The organism is Verrucomicrobia bacterium S94, from assembly GCA_004299845.1.
In the GTDB taxonomy this organism is placed as follows: domain Bacteria; phylum Verrucomicrobiota; class Kiritimatiellia; order Kiritimatiellales; family Pontiellaceae; genus Pontiella.
The window spans coordinates 3,092,113-3,111,372 of the sequence record CP036201.1 but is presented as its reverse complement, the minus strand read 5'-3'; the positions used below and the strand labels follow the sequence as shown (position 1 = coordinate 3,111,372).

Genomic DNA, 19,260 nt, shown 5'->3' with positions numbered 1-19,260 from the left:
TTATGAAACTGTTTTTTCTGTCTGTATCAATGGTCACGGTTGCACTCGGAGCGGCAGTTCCGTATAAGGCAGACTGGGAGGATCTTGACCGTTACCCTCAGGCGGAGTGGCTGAATGAGGCGAAGTTCGGCATGTACTGGTGCTGGAATCCGGCATCGGTGCCGGGATTTGATGGCTGGTATGCGCGGAATATGTATGCCGCGCCGGATGGGCATGTCTATAAGCATCATGTGAAGACCTATGGCGATCCTTCGGAATTCGGCTATAAGGATTTTGTGAAGCGGTTCTCCGGCGAGGGCTTCAGTGCCGCGCAGTGGGTTGGGGATGCTGAGCGGGTGGGCGTTCGTTTCATCGTCGGTATGTCGGCGCATCATTGCGGTTTTGATATGTATGATTCCAGCTACACCCGGTGGAATTCGGTGGATCAGAATCCGCATATTGATGTGATGGGGGAGCTGGAGAAAGAAGCGCGCAGGCGGGGTATGAAATTCGGTGTAACCTCGCATCTGGCCTGGAACTGGACGTATTTCAGTTCATTTATGTATCCCGACCGGTTTGATGCTGCTGCGGCGCCGGATTTATATAATTTGCACGATCCGGAAAAGGGTCCGAGCCGGCAGTGGGTGGATGAGTGGTATAACCGCATCGTCGAGCTGATTGATAAGTATAATATCGATTTTCTGTGGTTTGATTTCGGCACCGGGCATAAGGCGTTTCATGAGCACAATAAAAAACTGACAGCCTATTATTACAACAAGTCGGTGCAGGAGGGAAAAACCGTGGCACTGGCCACTAAAAGCGGTTTCGGGAACCGTGAGAGTCAGGTTTACGACGTGGAGCACGGTAAATTCGGGCATATCCGTTATCCGATGTGGATGGCCGACTGCACGTTCAACCGGGGCTGGTTTAATCTCGGAGATGAATCAAAGGAGCCGCAGGAACGAATCAGCGGTGCATACTGGACTTATCAGTTGATTGATATTGTTTCCAAAAACGGAACGCTGTTGCTGAGTATCGGGCCGGAAGCGGATGGGTCCTGGCCGGAGCGGTGGCGGAAAGAACTTTTCAGAATGGGGGACTGGCTGAAAATCAACGGCGAGGCGATTTACGGGACAAAGCCGTGGCATCGCTATGGCGAGGGGCCGATACACGACGGCACTGCGGAGCACTATGATCTGGGCCGGAACCTTACTGCGGATGACATCCGTTTCACCCGGAAGGGCGATGCGCTTTATGCCATGGTCTGCGGCTGGCACGAAGGGGCTGTTCAAATCGAGTCGCTGGGTCTGACGGAAATTCCGGGTCTGCAGGTGGAATCGGTTTCCCTCATCGGTTCGGAGGAGAAGATTCTGTGGAAACAGAAAAAAAACGCACTGGAAATCGTTTTTCCGGAAAAGAAACCCTGTGAATTTGCGTATGTCTTTAAAGTGAAGGGTAAAGGACTGTTTCCGGAACGGCCGACGGAATACATCCGCCTGGAACTTCCAACTACGGAAAGGCGTGTATCGCGCATTCGCGTTACTGTGCCGGGACGGAATAAACAGCTGGCTTTGGCGGAACTGATTGCCGTGGGAAAAACGCAGACCGGCTGGGCGAAAGTCAATCTTGCGGCGGAAGGTTCGGTTCGGGCGTCATCTGAGATTGCCGGATTTGAAGCAAAGCGGGCATTCGATAAAAATTATAACGGTCATCCGGGACTGGCTTCAGTTTATAAATCCGAAATAGAGAATAATCCCTGGATTGAAGTCACCCTGCCGCATCCCGCCAGACTGACCGCTATTGAAATTTTCGGAGCACTGGATGGTGGACAAACCCTGTGGAACGAAGGCGTGGCAGAATATTTTGATGCCGCAGGACAGTCTCTGGGGAAGCACCTCCTGAACGGTCGGGCTGATTTCCGTTCTGAAAAAGATGATTACATCGGAGTGCCGGGTAACTGATGAAGCTGTAGAAAAAGGACTGAATTCATGAAAAATATTCTGACAGGTTTAATGGCGCTTACAGCCGGTTCCTTATTGGCCGCAGACCTTCAGCTGGGCGACTGGCATGTGATCGGTCCGTTTAAGGATGAGGAGTTTGGGAATCTGGATCGTACGCTGGCCTTTGCATTTGAAGTCGAAAAAGATGCTCTGGCCGGGATAGTGGACGTAACGAAAACCTATCGGATGCATCCGTTTCCGGGTTATCTGGATCTGGATCGCAGGTGGACGGTCCGGACGGATTATTCGGACGGCTTCTATAATGTGCTGCCGCGCGGTCCGGCGCCATCGCGCATGGAAGCGGTCTATCTTTACCGCACGATCGAATCGGAAAAGGAGCAGACCGTTCCGATGTATTTCCGCATGCAGGATTTTTTCAAGATCTGGATCAATGGGAAGGAAGTCTTCCGGCAGAATAAGCTGACCGGCTGGAGCCGGTATCAGGGACCGATAAAGCGGAATATTCCGCTGAAAAAGGGTACGAATCGTCTGCTTATAAAAAATGTGAGCCGTTGGGCGGAGCATGGTTTTGCATTTGCTGTTGAAGGTATGCATGCGGTTCAGGATCCCTGGTATGTGGATATTCATGCTGTGGACCGGTTGTCGGATGAGCAGTATGTAAAACGTTTTAAATTCCGGGCGGAACCCATTCCAATGTGTTCACCGGCATCGTATGACATTGAAAAATCGTTGGCGTCATTTCCCGCAACGCCCGGGGCAGCGGCATACGATCGGAAGCTCCGGACGTTGGAAAAAGAGTTGAAGCGGTCCAAAGATGCTTCGGCCATGCGGAAGAAGCTGGAGGACTTTCTCGATGCGGAAATCCGTCGTCTGCCGCCGCTCATTTTTATCACAAAGCCGCTGCATAATCAGAATGCAATTGCGCCATACCGTACACGCGGATCATTGCCCTCGGCGATCTGTCGGCTGGATCCTGCGGAACCGGATGGTGAACCGGAGATTATTTTTTCCGAGCCGGATATGCGGATCTATGATATGAGTCTATCGTTTGACGGAAAGACGATTTTCTTTTCCGGCAAACGTGTAAATCGGGACTATGCCTGGAATATTTATGAAATCGGGGTGGACGGTACCGGATTCAAACAGATTACGGATGGGGATACGGCGGATATCAGTCCGGTTGAGCTGCCGAACGGCCGCCTGGTTTTTATCTCAACGCGCCGCAGTACCTTTGTGGAATGCCAGAGCCAGTATGCCGGTCTGCTCTTTACGATGGAACGCGACGGTTCAGATCTGCGGCTGATTTCGGCCAATATCGATTCCGATCATTCTCCTCGGGTCACCAATGACGGGCGTATTCTGTTTACGCGCTGGGATTACGGAGTGGAGAAAAATGTATTTGCACGTCACGCTCTGTGGACTGTGAATCCGGACGGTACCAATTTCCAGCTGGTTTTCGGCAATACGATTGAGGATCCCGGTGGATTCTGGTGGGCGCATACGATTCCCGACCGCCCGGAGATTCTGGCGGTATTCGGGCCGCACCACAATCACCATGCCGGCATGATCGGTCTGATCTGGAATGGCCGGGGTCCGGAAACCCCGCGCGGCACCGGTTATCGGTGGGTCACGCGCGAGGTGCCGATTTACGGGGACCTTAAATATCCGGATGGATACCGCACACCGTGGCCGCTGAATGAAAAGCAGTTTCTGGTTTCCTACGGCGGCAGAAAGCATCGCCCGGAATGGGATAATCCCGAAAAGATTCCGGAGTGGAAAAGGCCGGAATATACGATGACACCACTCAAACTGCTTTATCTGGATGCCTACGGCAATGAGCGTGTTATCTATGAAGCACCGGACGGCCTGTCCGTCTGGAACGCCATACCGGTGCGGCCACGCGAAGTGCCGCCGGTGATTGCCGATAAGATTCCGCCATTCGATTGGACATTTCAGGATCCGGAAATCATGAACCGGACCGATGCCGGGGCGGATATGACCGCCACCATGATGGTGCAGGATGTTTACAAGGGCATTTCAAAACATGTGAAACGCGGTGAGGCAAAATATATTGCTGTTATGGAACAGGTACAGAAAAGCCGCATTCTTCGCGGTGGTGAGGCCTGGGGACATTCGCCTCTGATCGGACGAGGAACCGTTCATGTCCGGCGCCTGAACGGGCTGGTGCCGATTGAGGAAGATGGGTCGGCTTTTTTCAGCGTTCCGGCACTGCGCAGTATTTCGCTGAATGTGCTGAATGAAGAGGGGAAGACTCTTATGCGTATGGGGGCCGATCTGCACGTGATGCCCGGTGAGAATCTCAGCTGTATCGGCTGTCATGAGCAACGCGAATACGGCTACGGTTCCGCGCCGCCAATGTCCGGAAAAACGCCTCTGGCTCTGCGTCGCGGTCCGGTGGAGCCGAAAAAGCAGGGCTGGGGAACGCAGGGTCTGATCGATTATGTTTCAGTTGTACAGCCGGTGTGGGATAAGCACTGTGTTGAATGTCACAGCGGTCCGCTGGCGAAAGGCGGAGTGAATTTGACGGATGATAAGACGCGCTTTTTCAACCAGTCATACGATCAGCTGATTGACCGCGATATTGTGGATCATCTTTCTGTTTTCTCTCTGGACCACGATGAAGGCACACCGAATACGGTCGGTGCAATAGTCAGCCGGATTGACGAATTTATGGATGTGTCGCATTGCGGGTCCGAAATCAGCTGGGATGAGCGGTTTCGTGTCTACTGCTGGATTGATGCGAATGTACCGTATTATGCCACCTACGATGCGGCACTGGTGGACATGAAACCGCGGGGTCTTGGTATGCGTGATACCTGGTTTGAAAATAAACCGGGAGCTGATCCGTGGGCGAAAGAGATTCTTCCGGCCGTCTTTGAAAAACGCTGTGCGGATTGTCACGAACGTGATGCGCTGAATATGTCGTGGCTGATTCCGGTCCGAATGAAGGTATACAGTGATATCTGGGGCGATAAGTCGCTCTCTTCCCATGGTCTGGGCCGGAAGTGGTCGTTAGCGGCGAAGATCGGTCCGGAATTCCGTATCAATATGACGAATCCATCGCATAGTCTGCTGCTGCAGGCGCCGCTTGCTGCCGTTGCCGGAGGGGCGGAGCTGTGTGCCCGCCCGGATGGCTCTCCGGTTTTTGCCGATAAGACCGATCCGGATTATGTTACAATGCTTAAAGCGATCGAGCGCGGAAAAGAACTGCTCTATAAAGATCCGCGCATCGATATGCTGGGCAGAGAGGCTTTTATGAATCCGCTGCCGGGCTGCAGCGCGGTCAATCTTCCGGAAGGCCCCGGCGGCTGTAATGAGGATGGGCCGGCACGATGATACGATATGCTGTTGTTCTGCTGTGCTGTTCGATCGGTTGTTCTGCTGGACCGTTATTCGTGATCAGCAGCCATAAACCGGACGGTATTTATAAGGTGGATCCGGCCGGGAATGTGGTCTGGAATTATACCGATATCCGGCATCCCCAGGCGCTGGATGCCGATAAGGGCGGCAGTATTTTCTGCAGTGAAATTTCCGGTGCCCGGATGATTTCCGGGAAAGGAAAGTTGCTTTGGCGCTACACTGTTCCGGAAGGAATGCAGAATCCTGTGGCCCGGATTCTGGGGGAAGGACGTTATCTGGTGGGTAATGAGGGGCCGGGCGTTCTGCTGGAGATTGATTCGTTTGGCCGAACGCTGGAGCGGATTCCGCTGGCTCCTGATAACCATGCTCATCACGGGCAGTTCCGTTTCTGCAGAAAAACCGCCTATGGGAGCTATCTGGCCCCCTTAACCCGCGACGGTAAAGTTCAGGAAGTTTCCCGCGACGGAGAAGTGATGAATGAATTTACCAGCTTGAGACAGCCGGTAGGTGCGGTACGTCTGTCGAACGGGAACACACTGATCGGTTCCTTTCGCCGGCTGGATGAATTTAATCCGGAGGGCCAACTGATCTGGACGTTCAATCCGGTTGAAGACGGAAATCTTCCCGAGGGGGAAGGTGGTCATGTCTGCGAAATCCGGCCTTTGGAAGACGGAAGGATTGCTTTTACATTTTATCACACGAATTCCGCCTGGCCGGATATTATGGTCGTTAATAAAGCTAAAAAAGTGCTCTCCCGAACGGTTCTTCCGGAGATTGACAAGGTGGCCGGGCTTTACGTTGTTTCTGAATGACCGCTCTGCTAACATTCCCGTCGGAATGCAAAATCTGTTTATAGGCATAGATGTTCAGGTGAGTCGGCCCTGTGTTTTTGTTGCGGCTGATGCGTCGGGCACAATGGTCGATTCCGGCTGGTTTAAAACACCGTACGAAATTTTTCAGATTCTGGAAGGTCTGAGCGGGATCGCAGATCTTCACATGGGTATTGATGCATCGCGTGTTCCGCTTGCCGGACTCCGGAAGTGGTATTGGAACGGTGCGAAACAGCAGTGGCGGAAAAAGACGGCATCCGATAAGGGGCTGGGGCGGCACTGTGAGGTGGTGATTAAAGCACATAACCTCGCCAATCCGCAGTGGACACCGAAACGGAAGGATGCTCCGGCCTGGATGCAACTGGGATTCGAACTCTTCCGGATTCTGGAAAAGCTGGGGACAACCTATGAGGCTTTTCCATCGGCTTCATACACCCTGCTGCATGATGATGCGTCGGCTGAAATGACGATTAATTTTTCCAAGGTCCGGAAGCGCGGAACGGGGGATCTGTTTGATGCCATGACCGCCGCGGCCACGGTCCGGGAATTTGTGCAGGGCCGTGGCTGTCAAGTGGGCGGCGGCGACGGGCTTGGAAGTATTATTCTTCCCCGTCCATTACCGGATCCGATTAAGCCCGTTTTACAGTGGCCGGATCATTAAGCAGTATTGCCGGGATCAGAATGAACGCCGTATGGTCCTTGGTTTTGAGAGAACTTTTTCACCGGTTTCCGAGGACGGTTGAAATACAGTGCTGCATATTTCCGGATTCAGAAAAGGCTTTTGGTGTAGAGGGTGTGGTAGTAGCCGTTACGTGCGATCAGTTCGGCATGGGTTCCGTTTTCGACCACTTCGCCATCGCGCAGTACAAAAATGGTGTCGGCGTGTTTCACGGTGGAGAGGCGATGGGCAATAATGATGGTGGTGCGGTTTTTACAAAGCCGTTCCATGGCATTCTGAATCAACTGCTCCGATTCCGTGTCGAGGGCCGAGGTGGCTTCGTCAAAAATCAGGATCGGCGGATTTTTCAGAAAAACACGGGCAATGGAAATCCGCTGTTTCTGACCGCCGGAAAGTTTGACTCCGTGCTCTCCGACCTGAGAATCGAAGCCGTCGGGCAGTGACTGAATAAAGTCGAGAATATTGGCCTGACGCGCGGCATTGATCAGTTCCTCTTCAGAGGCCTCCCGGTTGCCGAAGAGGATGTTGTCGCGAATGGAGGTGTCAAACAGGAACGGGGATTGCTGCACGATTCCGATCTGTTCGCGGAGAAACTGCTGACGATGGTCGAGTACATTAACACCGTCGATGGAAATCGATCCTTCTCCGGCTTCGTAAAAACGGGGAATCAGTGCGGCGATGGTGGATTTCCCGGCTCCTGATTCGCCAACCAGGGCAACGGTTTGTCCGGCGGGAATGGTCATAGAGATGTTTTTCAAAACCAGGGCAGCATTCCCTTCGTAGGAAAAGCTGAGATCCTTGATCCGGATACAGCCGGTTACTGTTTCAGGCTTAACGGGATTCGGGCGGTCCTGAATATCGGGTTCGATGTCCATGATTTCGATGAAGCGTTCAAATGAGGCGGCCCCCTGGCCGAACTGTTCGACAAAGTTGACCATGCGGTCGATCGGTTTGTTCATGAAGCGGGCGAACATAAGAAAGACGAGTACATCGCCGATGGAGGCCATGTCTTTGAATACGAGAACAGCCCCGGCGATGGTGATGAGAATTTCGTGGAAGTGGATCAGTCCCATCATTGAGGAGTGAAAAGCCGCCATGGTATGGTACATCGTTTCCTTGGATTCGCGGAAATCGTGATTCACTTCATCAAACCGGGCAACAGCATGATGTTCGCCGGCAAAGGATTTTACCTCGCGGATGCCCTGGATTGAATTTTCGATGTTGGCGTTGATGTCGGCGACGCGGCGGCGCATAGAGCGCACATTTCTACGGAAACGTTTTTGGAAGAGAATGCCGCAGATGAGCATCAGCGGCACCGGAATGAGGGCCACAGCGGCGAGAATCGGATTCATCCAGAACATGCAGATGAAAGCTCCGGAAATGGTGATTGCGGCAAGAAAAACATCTTCAGGAACGTGGTGCGCAACTTCAGAGATGGTAAAGAGATCATTGCTCAGCCGGGACATGATATGCCCGGTTTTGGTTTTGTCAAAATAGCTGAAGGAAAGCTTCTGGAGATGTCGGAAGAGAACGCTGCGCATATCGGTTTCGATACGCGTACCGAGCACATGCCCCCATTTAATATTGTTGAAGGCCGAAAAGGCCAGTACGGCCACGAGCGCAAGCAGGAGTGCGGCGGTTCGCACGATTTCTGCGCCGGTTGCGCCTTCAGGCACAAACAGCTGTTTGGTAACCAGCGGAATCAGGATGGCGCACAGCGCACGAACAAACGCCATCGCCAGGTCGAGCACAAACAGCGGTTTATGCGGCCCGTAGAAGGCGATGAACCGTTTGATCATTCCAGCGGCCGGTTATTCAATGAGAGCAGTGTGGCCGGGGTTTCAACCTGCAGAAAGTTTGTATGGGAGGAATAAATCTGACCGCCTCCGATGAACATAATCAGATCATCTTTTTCAAATAAACCTTCATCCAGCAGCATTTTTACGCCGGACCGGACGAGTTCGCTGGTGCTTGCCGGAATATCGATCTGGCGCGCATAAATACCGTAACACAATGAAAGTTCGCGCACGGTACGGGCACTGGCCGACAATGCATAAATCGGGGTCTTGCCGCGGTAGGAGCCGCAAACCATGGCGGTGTCGCCGGATTTGGTGCTGGTGATGATGGCTTTGGCGGGAAGGTTGGCGGAAATGGATACAGCTGAGCGGGCAATATGATTACGGGGACGCATTTCATCCGATTGCTGAACAATATGAAGCTTTTTCCGAACGAGATCGTCTTTCTGATCCTCCACCCGCCGGGCGATTTCGGCCATGGTGGTGACCGCTTCGACCGGATATTTTCCGTAGGCGGTTTCTCCGGAGAGCATGACGGCGTCGGTACCGTCGTAAATGGCGTTGGCTACATCGGAAACCTCGGCGCGGGTGGCGCGCGGATTATCGATCATTGTATGCAGCATCTGGGTGGCGGTGATCACCGGTTTGATGCGGCTGATGCAGGTTTTGATCATCTGTTTCTGGATAATCGGAACCTCTTCCGGCGGAATTTCGATCCCGAGATCGCCGCGGGCCACCATAACCGCGTGGGCTACATCGAGAATAGAGTCGAGGTTTTCAACCCCTTCGCGGTTTTCAATTTTCGCGATAATTTTGATGGGGCTTTTCCGCATGTCGAGGATGCTTTGGATGGCCATTACATCGTCGCGGTTCCGCACAAAGGAGTGTGCGATAAATTCGATGTCCGACCGGGTGGCCCAGTCGATGAATTCAGCATCTTTTTCAGTCAGTGCCGGAAGGCCCAGCTCGACGTTCGGAATATTAACGCTCTTATTATTTTTAATGGTGCCGTTGTTTTCGGCACGGCAGACCAGCAGATCGGTTTTTTTCTCGAGTACGGTCAGCCGGATCTCACCGTCATCAATGAGAATATCGCTGCCGACCGGAACGTCATTCACGAAATCCTCGTAGTTTACGGTGAATCCGTTTTCCGGCTGCTTTTTATCCCCGATTTCAACGAGGTCGCCGGTATTCAGTTCAAGAATTTCGCTGCCCATTCCCGAGGTGCGGACTTCAGGGCCTTTGGTATCAATCAGAATTCCGATATCGTCAGCAACAGAACGGATACGTTGTACCATCAGGTCGGCTTCAACCGTTGAAATATGGGCGGTGTTGAGACGGGCAACGTTCATGCCCGCTTTATACAGTTTGCGAATAAACTCCTCTTCGCAGCGGTTTCCGGCAATTGTGCAGATAATTTTTGTCTGTTTTTTTAACATAGCACCTCGATATGGTTGCAAGCGCAGGTTTTTAGCAGATTGATTCGGCGAGGCTAGCCCTATTTCATATTTTAATAATGAGGAGGGCGTTCATTCTCTGCGATTTCATCCGGATGCTGCAGTTGCAGGATCTTTTCCTCCAGCCGCTCCAACCGTTTGCGCAGATGGAGGATATCCTGCTGCTGCCGGTAGATTTCTTCGTTCAGGCTTTCAATGGTTTTGTCCTGCATCGCGACCAGTGATTCAAGTTGGATAATTCGTTCTTCCATGATTTGAAGCCTAGCAGATTTACGCTGCATGGGGAGTTGATTAATCGCCTTTTACGTTGAAGCTGCGGAATGCTTTGTTAACAATAGGTGCAATCGGGGAGATTGATTGATATGTCCGGACAGTTGCAGGATACAGGATTCTTGTTGCAGAACCTCATGGAAAACATGACGGACAATATCTATTTTAAAGATCGCGATTCCCGTTTCATCATGGTGAACAAGTCCTTCTGCGACTGGACCGGGCTCTCCCGCGAGGCGGTCATCGGAAAAACAGATTTCGACCTCTTCGCCTCGGCGCATGCGCAGCAGGCTTACGACGACGAGCAGCGCATCATTGCCACCGGCGAACCGATCATCGGCATCGAGGAGAAAGAGACATGGGAAGACGGACGCATCACCTGGGTTTCCACCACGAAGATGCCGTTGAAAAACGCGGAAGGTGAAATTATCGGCACGTTCGGTGTTTCGCGGGATATTACCGAGCACAAAGAGGCCGAACTCCGGGCGGCATACTATGCCGAACAGATTCGCCGCATTAAGGAGGAGATGGAGGAGGATGTCCGCATGGCGGCCGAGCTGCAGAAAACCTTCTTTCCGCGCTCTTATCCGGTTTATCCGCCCGGTGCGGAACCCGGACGCCGTAAATTTGAGTTTCTGCATCACTACAACGCCAGCGGCGGCGTCAGCGGCGATTTCTGTACGATTCAGCAACTGACCGAATCAACAGTCGGTATTTTTCTGTGCGATGTGATGGGACACGGCGTCCGGGCAGCACTGGTGACGGCGCTGATCTGTGCGCTGGTCGAGGAGACTGCACCGGTTGAACAGGATCCCGGTCGCTTCCTTGGCCGGATGAACAGTCTGCTGCTGCCGATTCTTCGGCAGGAGGATATTTTCCTTTATGCCACCGCCTGCTATATGGTGCTGGATATGGAGACGGGCAGGTTGCAGTTTGCCAATGCCGGCCATCCGGTCCCTCTCCATTTCCAGGCTGCAGATAACCGGGCCGTATGGCTGATGGAGGATCCCGGTCAGCGGGGTCCGGCCCTGGCCATTGCCGAAGGCATGGTGTTCCAGACGCTGGAACGACAGGTGGCCGAACAGGATGTGGTCGTAATGTACACCGATGGTCTTTATGAAGTTGTCGGGGCCGATGGCGAAGAGCTGGGCGAAGAGCGCCTGCTGGCCGCTGCTTCCAAACTGTCCGGAAAAAATCTTCCCGATCTGTTTGCCGGACTGCTCGAAGAGATCCGCCGCTTTGCTGCCGACGGCCGCTTTGATGATGATATCTGCCTTGCCGGCTTTTGCCGACGGGCCCTATAGGTTTCCCCATGCCGCTAAAAGAAGAAGAATACGGGTATCTGCTTGAAAACCTGATGGTGAACAATACGGACGTGATCTATTTCAAGGATCTGCAGTCCCGATTCATAAAGATCAATGAAGCCTGTGCGCACAAACACGGGTTTAATTCGGCCGATGAAGTGATCGGCAAAACCGATTTCGACCTGTGGTCGGAAGAGCATGCCCGCCAGGCTTTTGAGGACGAACAGCGCATTATCCGTACCGGAGAGCCGCTGCGCTCTTTAGAAGAGCGTGAAATCTGGCCCGACGGCCGTGTGACCTGGGCATCCTCCACCAAAATGCCATTGCGCGATGACAAGGGGAATATAATCGGCACCTTCGGTGTTTCGCGCGATATCACGCAGCGAAAAGAGGCCGAACTGAGGGTCCGCCAGTATGCCGAAGATCTGAAAAACATGACCGGTGAACTGGAGGAGGATGTCCGCATGGCCGGTCAGCTTCAGAAAAGTTTTTTCACCGGTGGCTATCCCATTTTCACCACCCCCGGCGGAAACTGTATCGAGTTCCTGCACCGCTTTATTCTCAACCGGCAGATTACCGGTGACTACTGCGCTTTTTTCCGGATTTCCGATACACAGGCCGGAATCTTTATCTGCGACATCAATGGATCCGGCATTCGCGCAGCACTCGGAACCGCGCTCATCCGAGGCCTGATTCAGGAGCTCAGCACCTGTGCCGATGACCCCGGAAAATTTCTCCGGCGAATGAACCATCTGCTCCGTCCGCTGCTCACTGTTGAGGAGTTTTCTCTGGGGGCCACCGCCTGCTATATGGCCGTCGACCTCAAAAGCGGAATCGTCCGACTGGCCAATGCCGGGCATCCGATGCCCATTCATTTTCAGCAGGAGTATTCTGCGTCCTGGTTCTCCGAAGAAACCGGAATTATCGGAAAACCGCTGGCGCTTGAACCGGATGTTGAATATGCCGTCGTTGAACGCCGCATTGAACCCGGTGATACCGTGATTGCTTTTACGGATGGACTCTATACGGTGAAAAACCGTATGGACGATGAATATGGTCTCAAGCGCCTGCTCGATTCTGCGCACAGCTGGGCGGGTGAACCGCTCGAAGACGTTTTCGACGGGCTCGAGGGGATGTCCATGCTTTTGCCGGTACCGGAAAATATTCCGACGATGTCTGTCTGATCGGTTTCAAACTTAAACACCTGATGGACTGACGTCCACCACGGCGGTTTCCTGTATGACACGTTTACTCCACGATCGGGAAATTTATGAAGAAGTCATTCAGGGGCTCATTCCCGGGGCGGAAAGATACATCTGGATCGCTACCGCCGACATCAAAGATATGCATGTTTCCGACGGCGGAAACTTTCGACCGTTTCTCGGTCTTCTTTCCGATCTGGTAAACCATGGAGTTAGCATACGTCTGCTGCATGCCAAAGAACCGGGAGAAAATTTCCGGCGCGATTTCGACAACTATCCGAATCTCATTCAGGGACTGGAGCGCAACATCTGCCCGCGTGTACATCTCAAAACCATTGTCGTTGATGGTCGCACGGCCTACCTTGGTTCCGCCAATCTCACCGGGGCCGGCATGGGCGCAAAAAGTTCCGAACGCCGGAACTTTGAATCCGGCATTGTTACCGAAGAACCGCAGTTACTTGAAGGTATCATGAATCAGTTCGACGGAATCTGGATGGGGGCGATGTGCGATGCCTGCCAGCGGCGCGACTACTGCGCAGATCCGATTGTATGAATAAACATAAGGAGACGGACATGACGGAAAACAGAAAACGTATAGCGATTGTAACCGGAGTCACATCCGGCATCGGCGAAGCAACTGTGCGCAAATTTATTGCAGACGACATGCAGGTGGTGGGCTGTGGACGAACCGCTGAAAAACTGGAAACGCTGGAACAGGAATTCGGTGCCGGATTCCACGGGGTGAACGGCGATGCATCGAAACCTGATGTCATCGACAGGTTGTTTGCCGCCGCCTTCGACACCTTCGGCCGCGAAGCGGATATCGTGGTGGCCAACGCAGGCCGCGGGCTGAGCGGTGCCGTCAGAGAGGCTGATCTCACGCAGTTGAAGAATCTGATCGATATTAATATCACCGGCACGACCTATCTGATTCAGAAAGCGGCGCAACGTATGGTTGAGAATCAGAAAGCCGCGTTTCCGGAATCAGCCGCCGATATTGTCATTATCGGTTCAGTGGTCGGCCGCCATATTTCGCCCTTCAGTGCAGTCTACGGGGCAACAAAATTTGCGGTTCATGCGCTGGCCGAGGCCCTGCGCCGCGATGTCGGCCCTCAGGGCGTCCGCGTTTCCCTGGTGCAGCCCGGTATTGTGATCAGCGGATTTCAGGCGGTCGCAAACTACAGCGACGAACTGGTCGACAGTTTTCACGAAAAATTCGGGCCTTTGCCGAACTGCGGTGATATCGCCGATGCGATTCATCATATCATTTCACTGCCGCCGCATATCAACATCAGCGACATCGTCGTCCGTCCGACCCGCCAGGATTATCCCTGATGTCTGTCTAAAACGGATTGTTCAGAATTTCGCACGAATATCCCCCCAGCGTTTTTCCGTTATCATCACGAAAAGGCCGCTGCCGTCGCTCAGCTCTTCCCAGAGCTGGCCGACCAGCCGGTCGGGTTCTGCATTTTTCCAGCGATCAGCTCCTTTGTATTCCACGATGAGAATGCGGCCATCCTTCAGTTTACAGACAAAATCGGGATAAAATTTTCTGGTGGCCGTCTGCAGGAAAAAGGAGGCTTCGCTCAGCGGAGCCGTAAACATCAGCGTTTTACTCTTTTTATTCCAGTTCAGTTTCCGACGGGTCGGCCGGGAGATGGCGGAAAGGTTCAGTTCTTCAGAAACTTTAACCTCCACCGGCGTAAAGCGGATGCGTCCCCGGGAAAGGTCAAGGCGGGCCTGTTCGGGTTTAAGGGCGGCGACAAATTCCGCGGCATCGTGCCGGTTGAAGCCGGCGGTCTTCACGAGGCTGTCGCGCAGGGCGGCGGCGGTTTCTCCGAAATCGTGCGAAACCACAAACGCATACGAACGGTTGAGCGCTTCGGTGGTTCGGTGTTCCGCCCGGGGCTGCCGAAGAATACGTCCCAGCAGCTGTTCCTCCGCCGTAGCACTGCGAATGCCGGCCATACTGACCAGCACATAGGCAAATGCGCAGTCCCAGCCCTCAGCCAGCGCCTTCTGGGTAATCACAAATTTTACCGGACATTTTTCAGAAAAAATGCCGCCGGCATATTTTTCTTCCAGCGCTTCAAGTCCGCGCTCGCTTCCGGTGGCAATCACAATTTCCTCTTCGGGAATATTCTGATTGGTCATCAGCTCATTTTTCACCCATTCCGCATGTCGGGTTTCTCTGTTTCTTGACTTCGGCTCCGACTGAATCAGTACCAGCGGGCGGATATAGGACCGGCCTTTGCGCTGCTCCTGAATCGCCGCCTGATTCAACTGTTCGCGCTGATCAATGGCCAGGGCCAGGCAGCGCTGTTCGTCGGGTTCCACCTCCAGCTCAATCGGGAGTTTGATCATCTGTTCGCGTTTCAGCTCCACTGCCGAAACGGCGTGCAGCACATTGCTGGGTGTTTTCTGTGTGTCCGGTGTGGCGGTCAGTTCCATAATGCCCGCCGGTTTAAATTTGGCCAGCGTATCAAAGGCCAGTTCCGTGCGGCTGTTATGCGCTTCGTCCACAATCACAAACGGCCGCCGCAACCGCAGTGCATTGGCCAGCGAAAAGGGGAGGGTGCCATCCGCATCCTTGAGCAGCTCATTTTTCTGTTCTTCGGTCAGATCGCTGAACAGCGGCTCATCGCTCAGGCGGCAGAACTGAAAGCCGCCGCCGAGGCCGGGAACTTTCCGGCCTTTGGCATCTGTAAAGCCCTGCGCCACGCGCCGCACCCGTTCCGCCGTAATTTCAGCCGCAATCTGCTCCTCCATCTACATCAGAATAAATTTACGGTTTCCGCCGTCCGCCGCATTCTGTTTCAGCACCGCGTGTCCCGTCGTGCCGCTCCCCGCAAAACTGTCGAGGATGATGGAATCCTTGTCGGAAGCAATCTGTAGAATGCGTTCGATTAAGCGCGTCGGTTTGGGGGTGATGAAAACATCCTCGGAGGATTCGAAATCCATGATATCCAGCAGATTCTTTTTTGCTTCTTGTGTATGACCAACCTCCTCGTATGACCATAAACTCATTGGGACAACACCATCTTTGACTTCGCTCAGAAAAATTTTAGGTGCGGGCACGTTGTTTCCATCTTTCCCCCACCAAATTCTTCCGTCGCGATCAAGTTCCCAGAATTTGTCTTCTGAAACACGCCAATATGAGCCAGAAGGAGGACCTTCAATTACTCTCCCCGAAGGACAGGTGATCGAGTATGTTCCTTTACTGTAATAGTTTCTTGCCGCTAAATTATTTGGGCGCCATGGCCCTCGGGGATCGTTGTCGCGATTCGTATAATTTTTGTTCTGTTTTTCAGATCGAGGAATAAGGTTCCTGTTCCATTCGTTTGTACTTTTGTAAACGGCAATGTAATCGTGTGCTTCTGAGAAGTACTTCGCGGAAGCTTTGGGTGCGTAGTTTTTTGCCTCTTCACGGAAGAGCGTCTTGAGTTGAAATAAACAGCTGGTTGTCGTTTCCTTCTAAAGCTCCTACACAAAAGAAAGGAAAACGAATGACAACCAGCTCGCTGTACCATACCCAAGGCATCGTTGGGTTCAACTATGAAAAGACTGAACGCACCGCCGACACCGAGATCTACTACCTTCGCTCCTCCGCCAGACAACAACCATGCCCGCAATGCCGGTCCTGGGACACTTCGCTGGCGGAGACCGGAAAGACCCGCGACATCCGGGGTCTTTGTATCGGTTTAAAAAACGCTGATGCGCATTGCCATCCGCCGCGTCAAGTGCCGGACATGCGGTACATCGAGCCGTGAGCCGGTCGCGTTCTGTCCCGATCCGTACGTGCGTTACACCAAATGGGCGGCGCGGTTTGTCTTGGCTCTCCGGGCGGAAATGTCGATTTCGGCGGTTTCACAGTTCACCGGCCTGCACTGGGAGACGATCAAGAACATCGAAAAAGCCTGGTTGGAAAAGAAATATAAGAGGGTGCGCCTCAATGAGGTCGCCTATCTGGGTATCGATGAAGTCTATCTCGGCAAACGGCTCGGCTACATTACTGTTGTGCGAGACCTCGACTCGGGCTCGGTGCTCTTCATCGGAAAGGGCAAAGGCGGCGATGCGCTCAAGAAGTTCCGCAAGCGGATCAAACGCAAGGCGAAGCAGATCAAGGCCGTTGCCATCGATATGGCCAACTCCTACAGCGCGTGGGTCGCCGAGGTGCTGCCCGACGCCGACATTGTCTACGACCGCTTCCATGTCATCAAATTAATGAACGACAAGCTTAACACCCTTCTCCGCAGCACCATGAACCGGCTGGAGGACGATCAGAAAAAGGAACTCAAAGGCAAGCGTTTCCTGTTGCTGCGCAACGAGGAATCCCTTTCACCAGAGGCTAAAGAGGAACTTGGTGAACTGCGCGAACGCTTTGAAGAACTCGGTACCGCCTCCGCCATGAAAGAATACCTGCGCAATATTTATCGGATGGCTCCGGGGGCAAGCATCGCAAAGTTGGCATTTGAGAAATGGTGCGCCATGGCCGAAGAATCCGGCATTGCCTGCCTGAAAACCATGGCCAAAACAATCCGGCAACGAATGAACGGCCTGCCGGCCTACTGGAACCACGGCTGCCTCACCAGCGCCAGCCAGGAAGGCTTCAACAACAAGATCGGATGGCTGACACGGCAGGCCTACGGCTACCGCGACGAACGCTACCTTCATCTGAAGATCTACGATCTGCCAAATCTATCGACAAGGCGAAGCCCCTAAAAGACGCTCTTCCGAGAAGAACCAGTTTTTCTGCCAAATGATAGTTTCCACGAAATTTCGTTGCCCAAAAATCTCATCCATCAAAAACCGTAACGAAGCAACTTCGTTATCGTCGATAGAGACGAAGATGGCGCCGTCGTCGGAGAGGAACTGTTTGAGGAGGACGAGGCGGGAATACATCATGCAGAGCCATTTGTCGTGGCGGGAGAGGTCTTCGGCCTCTTTGCCGACAGTCTGGCCGAGCCAGCGGTTGATTTCGGGGGAATTGACTTTGTCGTTATAGATCCAGCCTTCGTTGCCGGTGTTGTAGGGCGGGTCGATATAGATGCATTTAACGCGTCCGGCATATTTCGGCAACAGGGCTTTGAGGGAGTGCAGATTGTCGCCCTGCACAATCAGGTTTCCATCGGTTCCGTCGCCGTGCGGCAGGGCGCGACCGCCGGGCGCGCCTGGGTCAGTTCGGCGGTCTCACCCGGCCTTACGCCCCGCGCAGGAGGATTTCGTCGGCGCAGCCGGCCATCCGGTCCTTGAGTTCGTTGAGGCGGGAGGCGGGGTCCGGGGGAGGAGGGTGAATTTTTTGTCGGGCAGGTTGTCGCGCGGGATGAAGGCCTGGAGGGCAAAGCGTTTGGATCCGTCGATGATTTCCGCCACTTCGTCCATCAGTTCATCGGTATGCCAGGTTTCGATGACGGTGGTGCGGAATTCGTAGTCTTTGGCTTGGGCTTTGATGAGTTCGATGGATTCGCTGATGTTGGAAAGATTCGGGAATTGTACCAGGCGGTCATAGTCTGAGAGGCCGGTTTTGACGTCCATGGCCACGTAGTCGACCAGGGGAAGCACTTCACGCAGTTTTCCGGGGTTGGAGCCGTTGGTGTCGAGTTTTACGGAAAAGCCGTGTCTTTTCATGAGTTCGATCAGTTCGGGCAGATCGTCTGCAAGGGTGGGTTCGCCGCCGGTGATCACAGCGCCGTTGACCCAGTGTGTTTTGAATTTTCTGCAGGCGAGTTCCATGGCTTCCCAGTTGATGCCGGGACGTTTCCGGCCCATGAGCGAGGCGTTGTGGCAGAAGCCGCACATAAAGTTGCATCCGCTGGTGAAAAAGACGGCGGCGAATTTTCCGGGGAAGTCGACCATGGACGGCTTCTCGAGATAGGCATATATCGATGATGGGTGCATGTGTTAAAACCTGTGATTTGAAGGCATTTTACATTGCTGAAAAGGCCCGCCGGACGATCTGAGGGAAGGTAGTCGATACGTCCGGCGGGCCGGGTGAAAGAACGGTTCAGGGTTGTACCTCGGCTAAAACCGCCTGGATCATTTTGGGCGAAAGAATGCCTTTCCCCTGCTCTGAGTAATCGGTCTGCAGGCCGACATACTGGTAGAGCCGGGCTTTTCTGCAGACGGGGTCGACTGCGCCGGGATTGGCGGTTTCGACCGGAACATAATCGTTTTCTTCTTCGTTCCAGCGGGTAATGAGCATTGCCGGGATGCGGGAGGGATTGATGCATTCGGCTTCGGAAAAGGCAACGAGGCCGTCGATGGTCTCGACGTCGAAGTAGCACTTTTCGAAGTCGGCATAATCTTTTTTGCTGAGCAGTTTATCGAGGCGCTGGTTGAGCGTGTGGCATTTATCGCAGCCCTCTTTTCCGAATACACGGATCTGATAGTTTGCAGCCATG

Annotated in this window: 16 protein-coding genes and 1 pseudogene; 9 read left to right on the top strand and 8 right to left on the bottom strand. The window is 53.4% G+C overall.

Annotated elements, in window-relative coordinates; translation table 11 throughout:
- Window positions 1-2 precede the first annotated feature (2 nt).
- Genes EGM51_13595 through EGM51_13580 form a run of 4 tightly spaced genes read left to right on the top strand, consistent with a single transcriptional unit; the run spans window position 3 to window position 6,812 of the window.
- Window positions 3-1,940 carry a hypothetical protein gene (locus EGM51_13595; protein QBG48375.1) on the top strand — a complete coding sequence of 646 codons (1,938 nt, stop codon included), beginning with the start codon at window positions 3-5 and terminating at the stop codon, window positions 1,938-1,940.
- A gap of 27 nt (window positions 1,941-1,967) precedes the next feature.
- A complete protein-coding gene (locus tag EGM51_13590) occupies window positions 1,968-5,297 on the top strand; it encodes a hypothetical protein (GenBank protein ID QBG48374.1) in 3,330 nt (1,109 codons plus the stop codon).
- A gap of 59 nt (window positions 5,298-5,356) precedes the next feature.
- Window positions 5,357-6,133, top strand: coding sequence for a hypothetical protein (locus EGM51_13585; GenBank protein ID QBG48373.1), 777 nt, complete (start codon window positions 5,357-5,359; stop codon window positions 6,131-6,133).
- Between the two features lie 25 nt (window positions 6,134-6,158).
- A complete protein-coding gene (locus tag EGM51_13580) occupies window positions 6,159-6,812 on the top strand; it encodes a hypothetical protein (protein ID QBG48372.1) in 654 nt (217 codons plus the stop codon).
- A gap of 107 nt (window positions 6,813-6,919) precedes the next feature.
- On the opposite strand, the gene EGM51_13575 is transcribed toward EGM51_13580, so the two are convergent.
- The 3 genes from EGM51_13575 to EGM51_13565 all read right to left on the bottom strand — a co-directional run bounded on the left by EGM51_13575 (window position 6,920) and on the right by EGM51_13565 (window position 10,364).
- Window positions 6,920-8,629: an ABC transporter ATP-binding protein gene (locus tag EGM51_13575; GenBank protein QBG48371.1), complete on the bottom strand. Its 1,710-nt coding sequence runs from the start codon at window positions 8,627-8,629 to the stop codon at window positions 6,920-6,922.
- The gene (gene pyk, locus EGM51_13570) at window positions 8,626-10,065 is read right to left on the bottom strand and encodes a pyruvate kinase (GenBank protein ID QBG48370.1); all 1,440 of its coding nucleotides are present in this window, start codon (window positions 10,063-10,065) and stop codon (window positions 8,626-8,628) included. The genes EGM51_13575 and pyk overlap by 4 nt, the downstream gene beginning before the upstream one ends.
- 71 nt (window positions 10,066-10,136) lie before the next feature.
- Window positions 10,137-10,364 (bottom strand): SlyX family protein, encoded by a 228-nt coding sequence (locus tag EGM51_13565; GenBank protein QBG48369.1) that lies wholly within the window; start codon window positions 10,362-10,364, stop codon window positions 10,137-10,139.
- A gap of 81 nt (window positions 10,365-10,445) precedes the next feature.
- Between EGM51_13565 and EGM51_13560 the strand changes: the two genes are divergently transcribed.
- Genes EGM51_13560 through EGM51_13545 form a run of 4 tightly spaced genes read left to right on the top strand, consistent with a single transcriptional unit; the run spans window position 10,446 to window position 14,194 of the window.
- Entirely contained in the window at window positions 10,446-11,657 is a 1,212-nt protein-coding gene (locus tag EGM51_13560; protein QBG48368.1) for a PAS domain S-box protein, read from the top strand.
- A gap of 8 nt (window positions 11,658-11,665) precedes the next feature.
- The gene (locus tag EGM51_13555; GenBank protein QBG48367.1) at window positions 11,666-12,841 is read left to right on the top strand and encodes a PAS domain S-box protein; all 1,176 of its coding nucleotides are present in this window, start codon (window positions 11,666-11,668) and stop codon (window positions 12,839-12,841) included.
- Window positions 12,842-12,896: 55 nt separating this feature from the next.
- On the top strand, window positions 12,897-13,412 hold the full coding sequence (locus EGM51_13550) for a phospholipase (GenBank protein QBG48366.1): 516 nt from the start codon (window positions 12,897-12,899) through the stop codon (window positions 13,410-13,412).
- 20 nt (window positions 13,413-13,432) lie between these two features.
- Complete coding sequence (locus EGM51_13545; protein QBG48365.1) at window positions 13,433-14,194, top strand: SDR family oxidoreductase; 762 nt, start codon at window positions 13,433-13,435, stop codon at window positions 14,192-14,194.
- Between the two features lie 21 nt (window positions 14,195-14,215).
- On the opposite strand, the gene EGM51_13540 is transcribed toward EGM51_13545, so the two are convergent.
- Entirely contained in the window at window positions 14,216-15,628 is a 1,413-nt protein-coding gene (locus EGM51_13540; GenBank protein QBG48364.1) for a hypothetical protein, read from the bottom strand.
- Window positions 15,629-16,276, bottom strand: a pseudogene (locus EGM51_13535) (site-specific DNA-methyltransferase).
- Window positions 16,277-16,573: 297 nt separating this feature from the next.
- On the opposite strand from EGM51_13535, the gene EGM51_13530 reads away from it, so the two are divergent.
- Entirely contained in the window at window positions 16,574-17,581 is a 1,008-nt protein-coding gene (locus tag EGM51_13530; GenBank protein QBG48363.1) for an ISL3 family transposase, read from the top strand.
- Here the strand turns inward: EGM51_13530 and EGM51_13525 are convergent.
- From EGM51_13525 to EGM51_13515, 3 genes are all read right to left on the bottom strand, one after another.
- A complete protein-coding gene (locus EGM51_13525; protein ID QBG48362.1) occupies window positions 17,558-18,010 on the bottom strand; it encodes a site-specific DNA-methyltransferase in 453 nt (150 codons plus the stop codon). The two genes, EGM51_13530 and EGM51_13525, sit on opposite strands and share 24 nt — an antisense overlap.
- 39 nt (window positions 18,011-18,049) lie before the next feature.
- A complete protein-coding gene (locus tag EGM51_13520) occupies window positions 18,050-18,757 on the bottom strand; it encodes an anaerobic ribonucleoside-triphosphate reductase activating protein (protein ID QBG48361.1) in 708 nt (235 codons plus the stop codon).
- A gap of 106 nt (window positions 18,758-18,863) precedes the next feature.
- Window positions 18,864-19,259, bottom strand: a complete 396-nt coding sequence (locus tag EGM51_13515) for a hypothetical protein (protein QBG48360.1) — start codon at window positions 19,257-19,259, stop codon at window positions 18,864-18,866.
- Between the last annotated feature and the right edge of the window lies 1 nt (window position 19,260).

What these genes read in the sequence shown, in the direction of transcription:
- EGM51_13530 (QBG48363.1), top strand. Translation starts at nt 16,574, where the DNA reads ATGCGCATTGCCATCCGCCGCGTCAAGTGCCGGACATGCGGTACATCG.
- EGM51_13590 (QBG48374.1), top strand. Translation starts at nt 1,968, where the DNA reads ATGAAAAATATTCTGACAGGTTTAATGGCGCTTACAGCCGGTTCCTTA.
- EGM51_13575 (QBG48371.1), bottom strand. Translation starts at nt 8,629, where the DNA reads ATGATCAAACGGTTCATCGCCTTCTACGGGCCGCATAAACCGCTGTTT.
- EGM51_13520 (QBG48361.1), bottom strand. Translation starts at nt 18,757, where the DNA reads ATGCACCCATCATCGATATATGCCTATCTCGAGAAGCCGTCCATGGTC.
- EGM51_13580 (QBG48372.1), top strand. Translation starts at nt 6,159, where the DNA reads ATGCAAAATCTGTTTATAGGCATAGATGTTCAGGTGAGTCGGCCCTGT.
- EGM51_13595 (QBG48375.1), top strand. Translation starts at nt 3, where the DNA reads ATGAAACTGTTTTTTCTGTCTGTATCAATGGTCACGGTTGCACTCGGA.
- EGM51_13545 (QBG48365.1), top strand. Translation starts at nt 13,433, where the DNA reads ATGACGGAAAACAGAAAACGTATAGCGATTGTAACCGGAGTCACATCC.
- pyk (QBG48370.1), bottom strand. Translation starts at nt 10,065, where the DNA reads ATGTTAAAAAAACAGACAAAAATTATCTGCACAATTGCCGGAAACCGC.
- EGM51_13565 (QBG48369.1), bottom strand. Translation starts at nt 10,364, where the DNA reads ATGCAGCGTAAATCTGCTAGGCTTCAAATCATGGAAGAACGAATTATC.
- EGM51_13555 (QBG48367.1), top strand. Translation starts at nt 11,666, where the DNA reads ATGCCGCTAAAAGAAGAAGAATACGGGTATCTGCTTGAAAACCTGATG.
- EGM51_13515 (QBG48360.1), bottom strand. Translation starts at nt 19,259, where the DNA reads ATGGCTGCAAACTATCAGATCCGTGTATTCGGAAAAGAGGGCTGCGAT.
- EGM51_13540 (QBG48364.1), bottom strand. Translation starts at nt 15,628, where the DNA reads ATGGAGGAGCAGATTGCGGCTGAAATTACGGCGGAACGGGTGCGGCGC.
- EGM51_13560 (QBG48368.1), top strand. Translation starts at nt 10,446, where the DNA reads ATGTCCGGACAGTTGCAGGATACAGGATTCTTGTTGCAGAACCTCATG.
- EGM51_13550 (QBG48366.1), top strand. Translation starts at nt 12,897, where the DNA reads ATGACACGTTTACTCCACGATCGGGAAATTTATGAAGAAGTCATTCAG.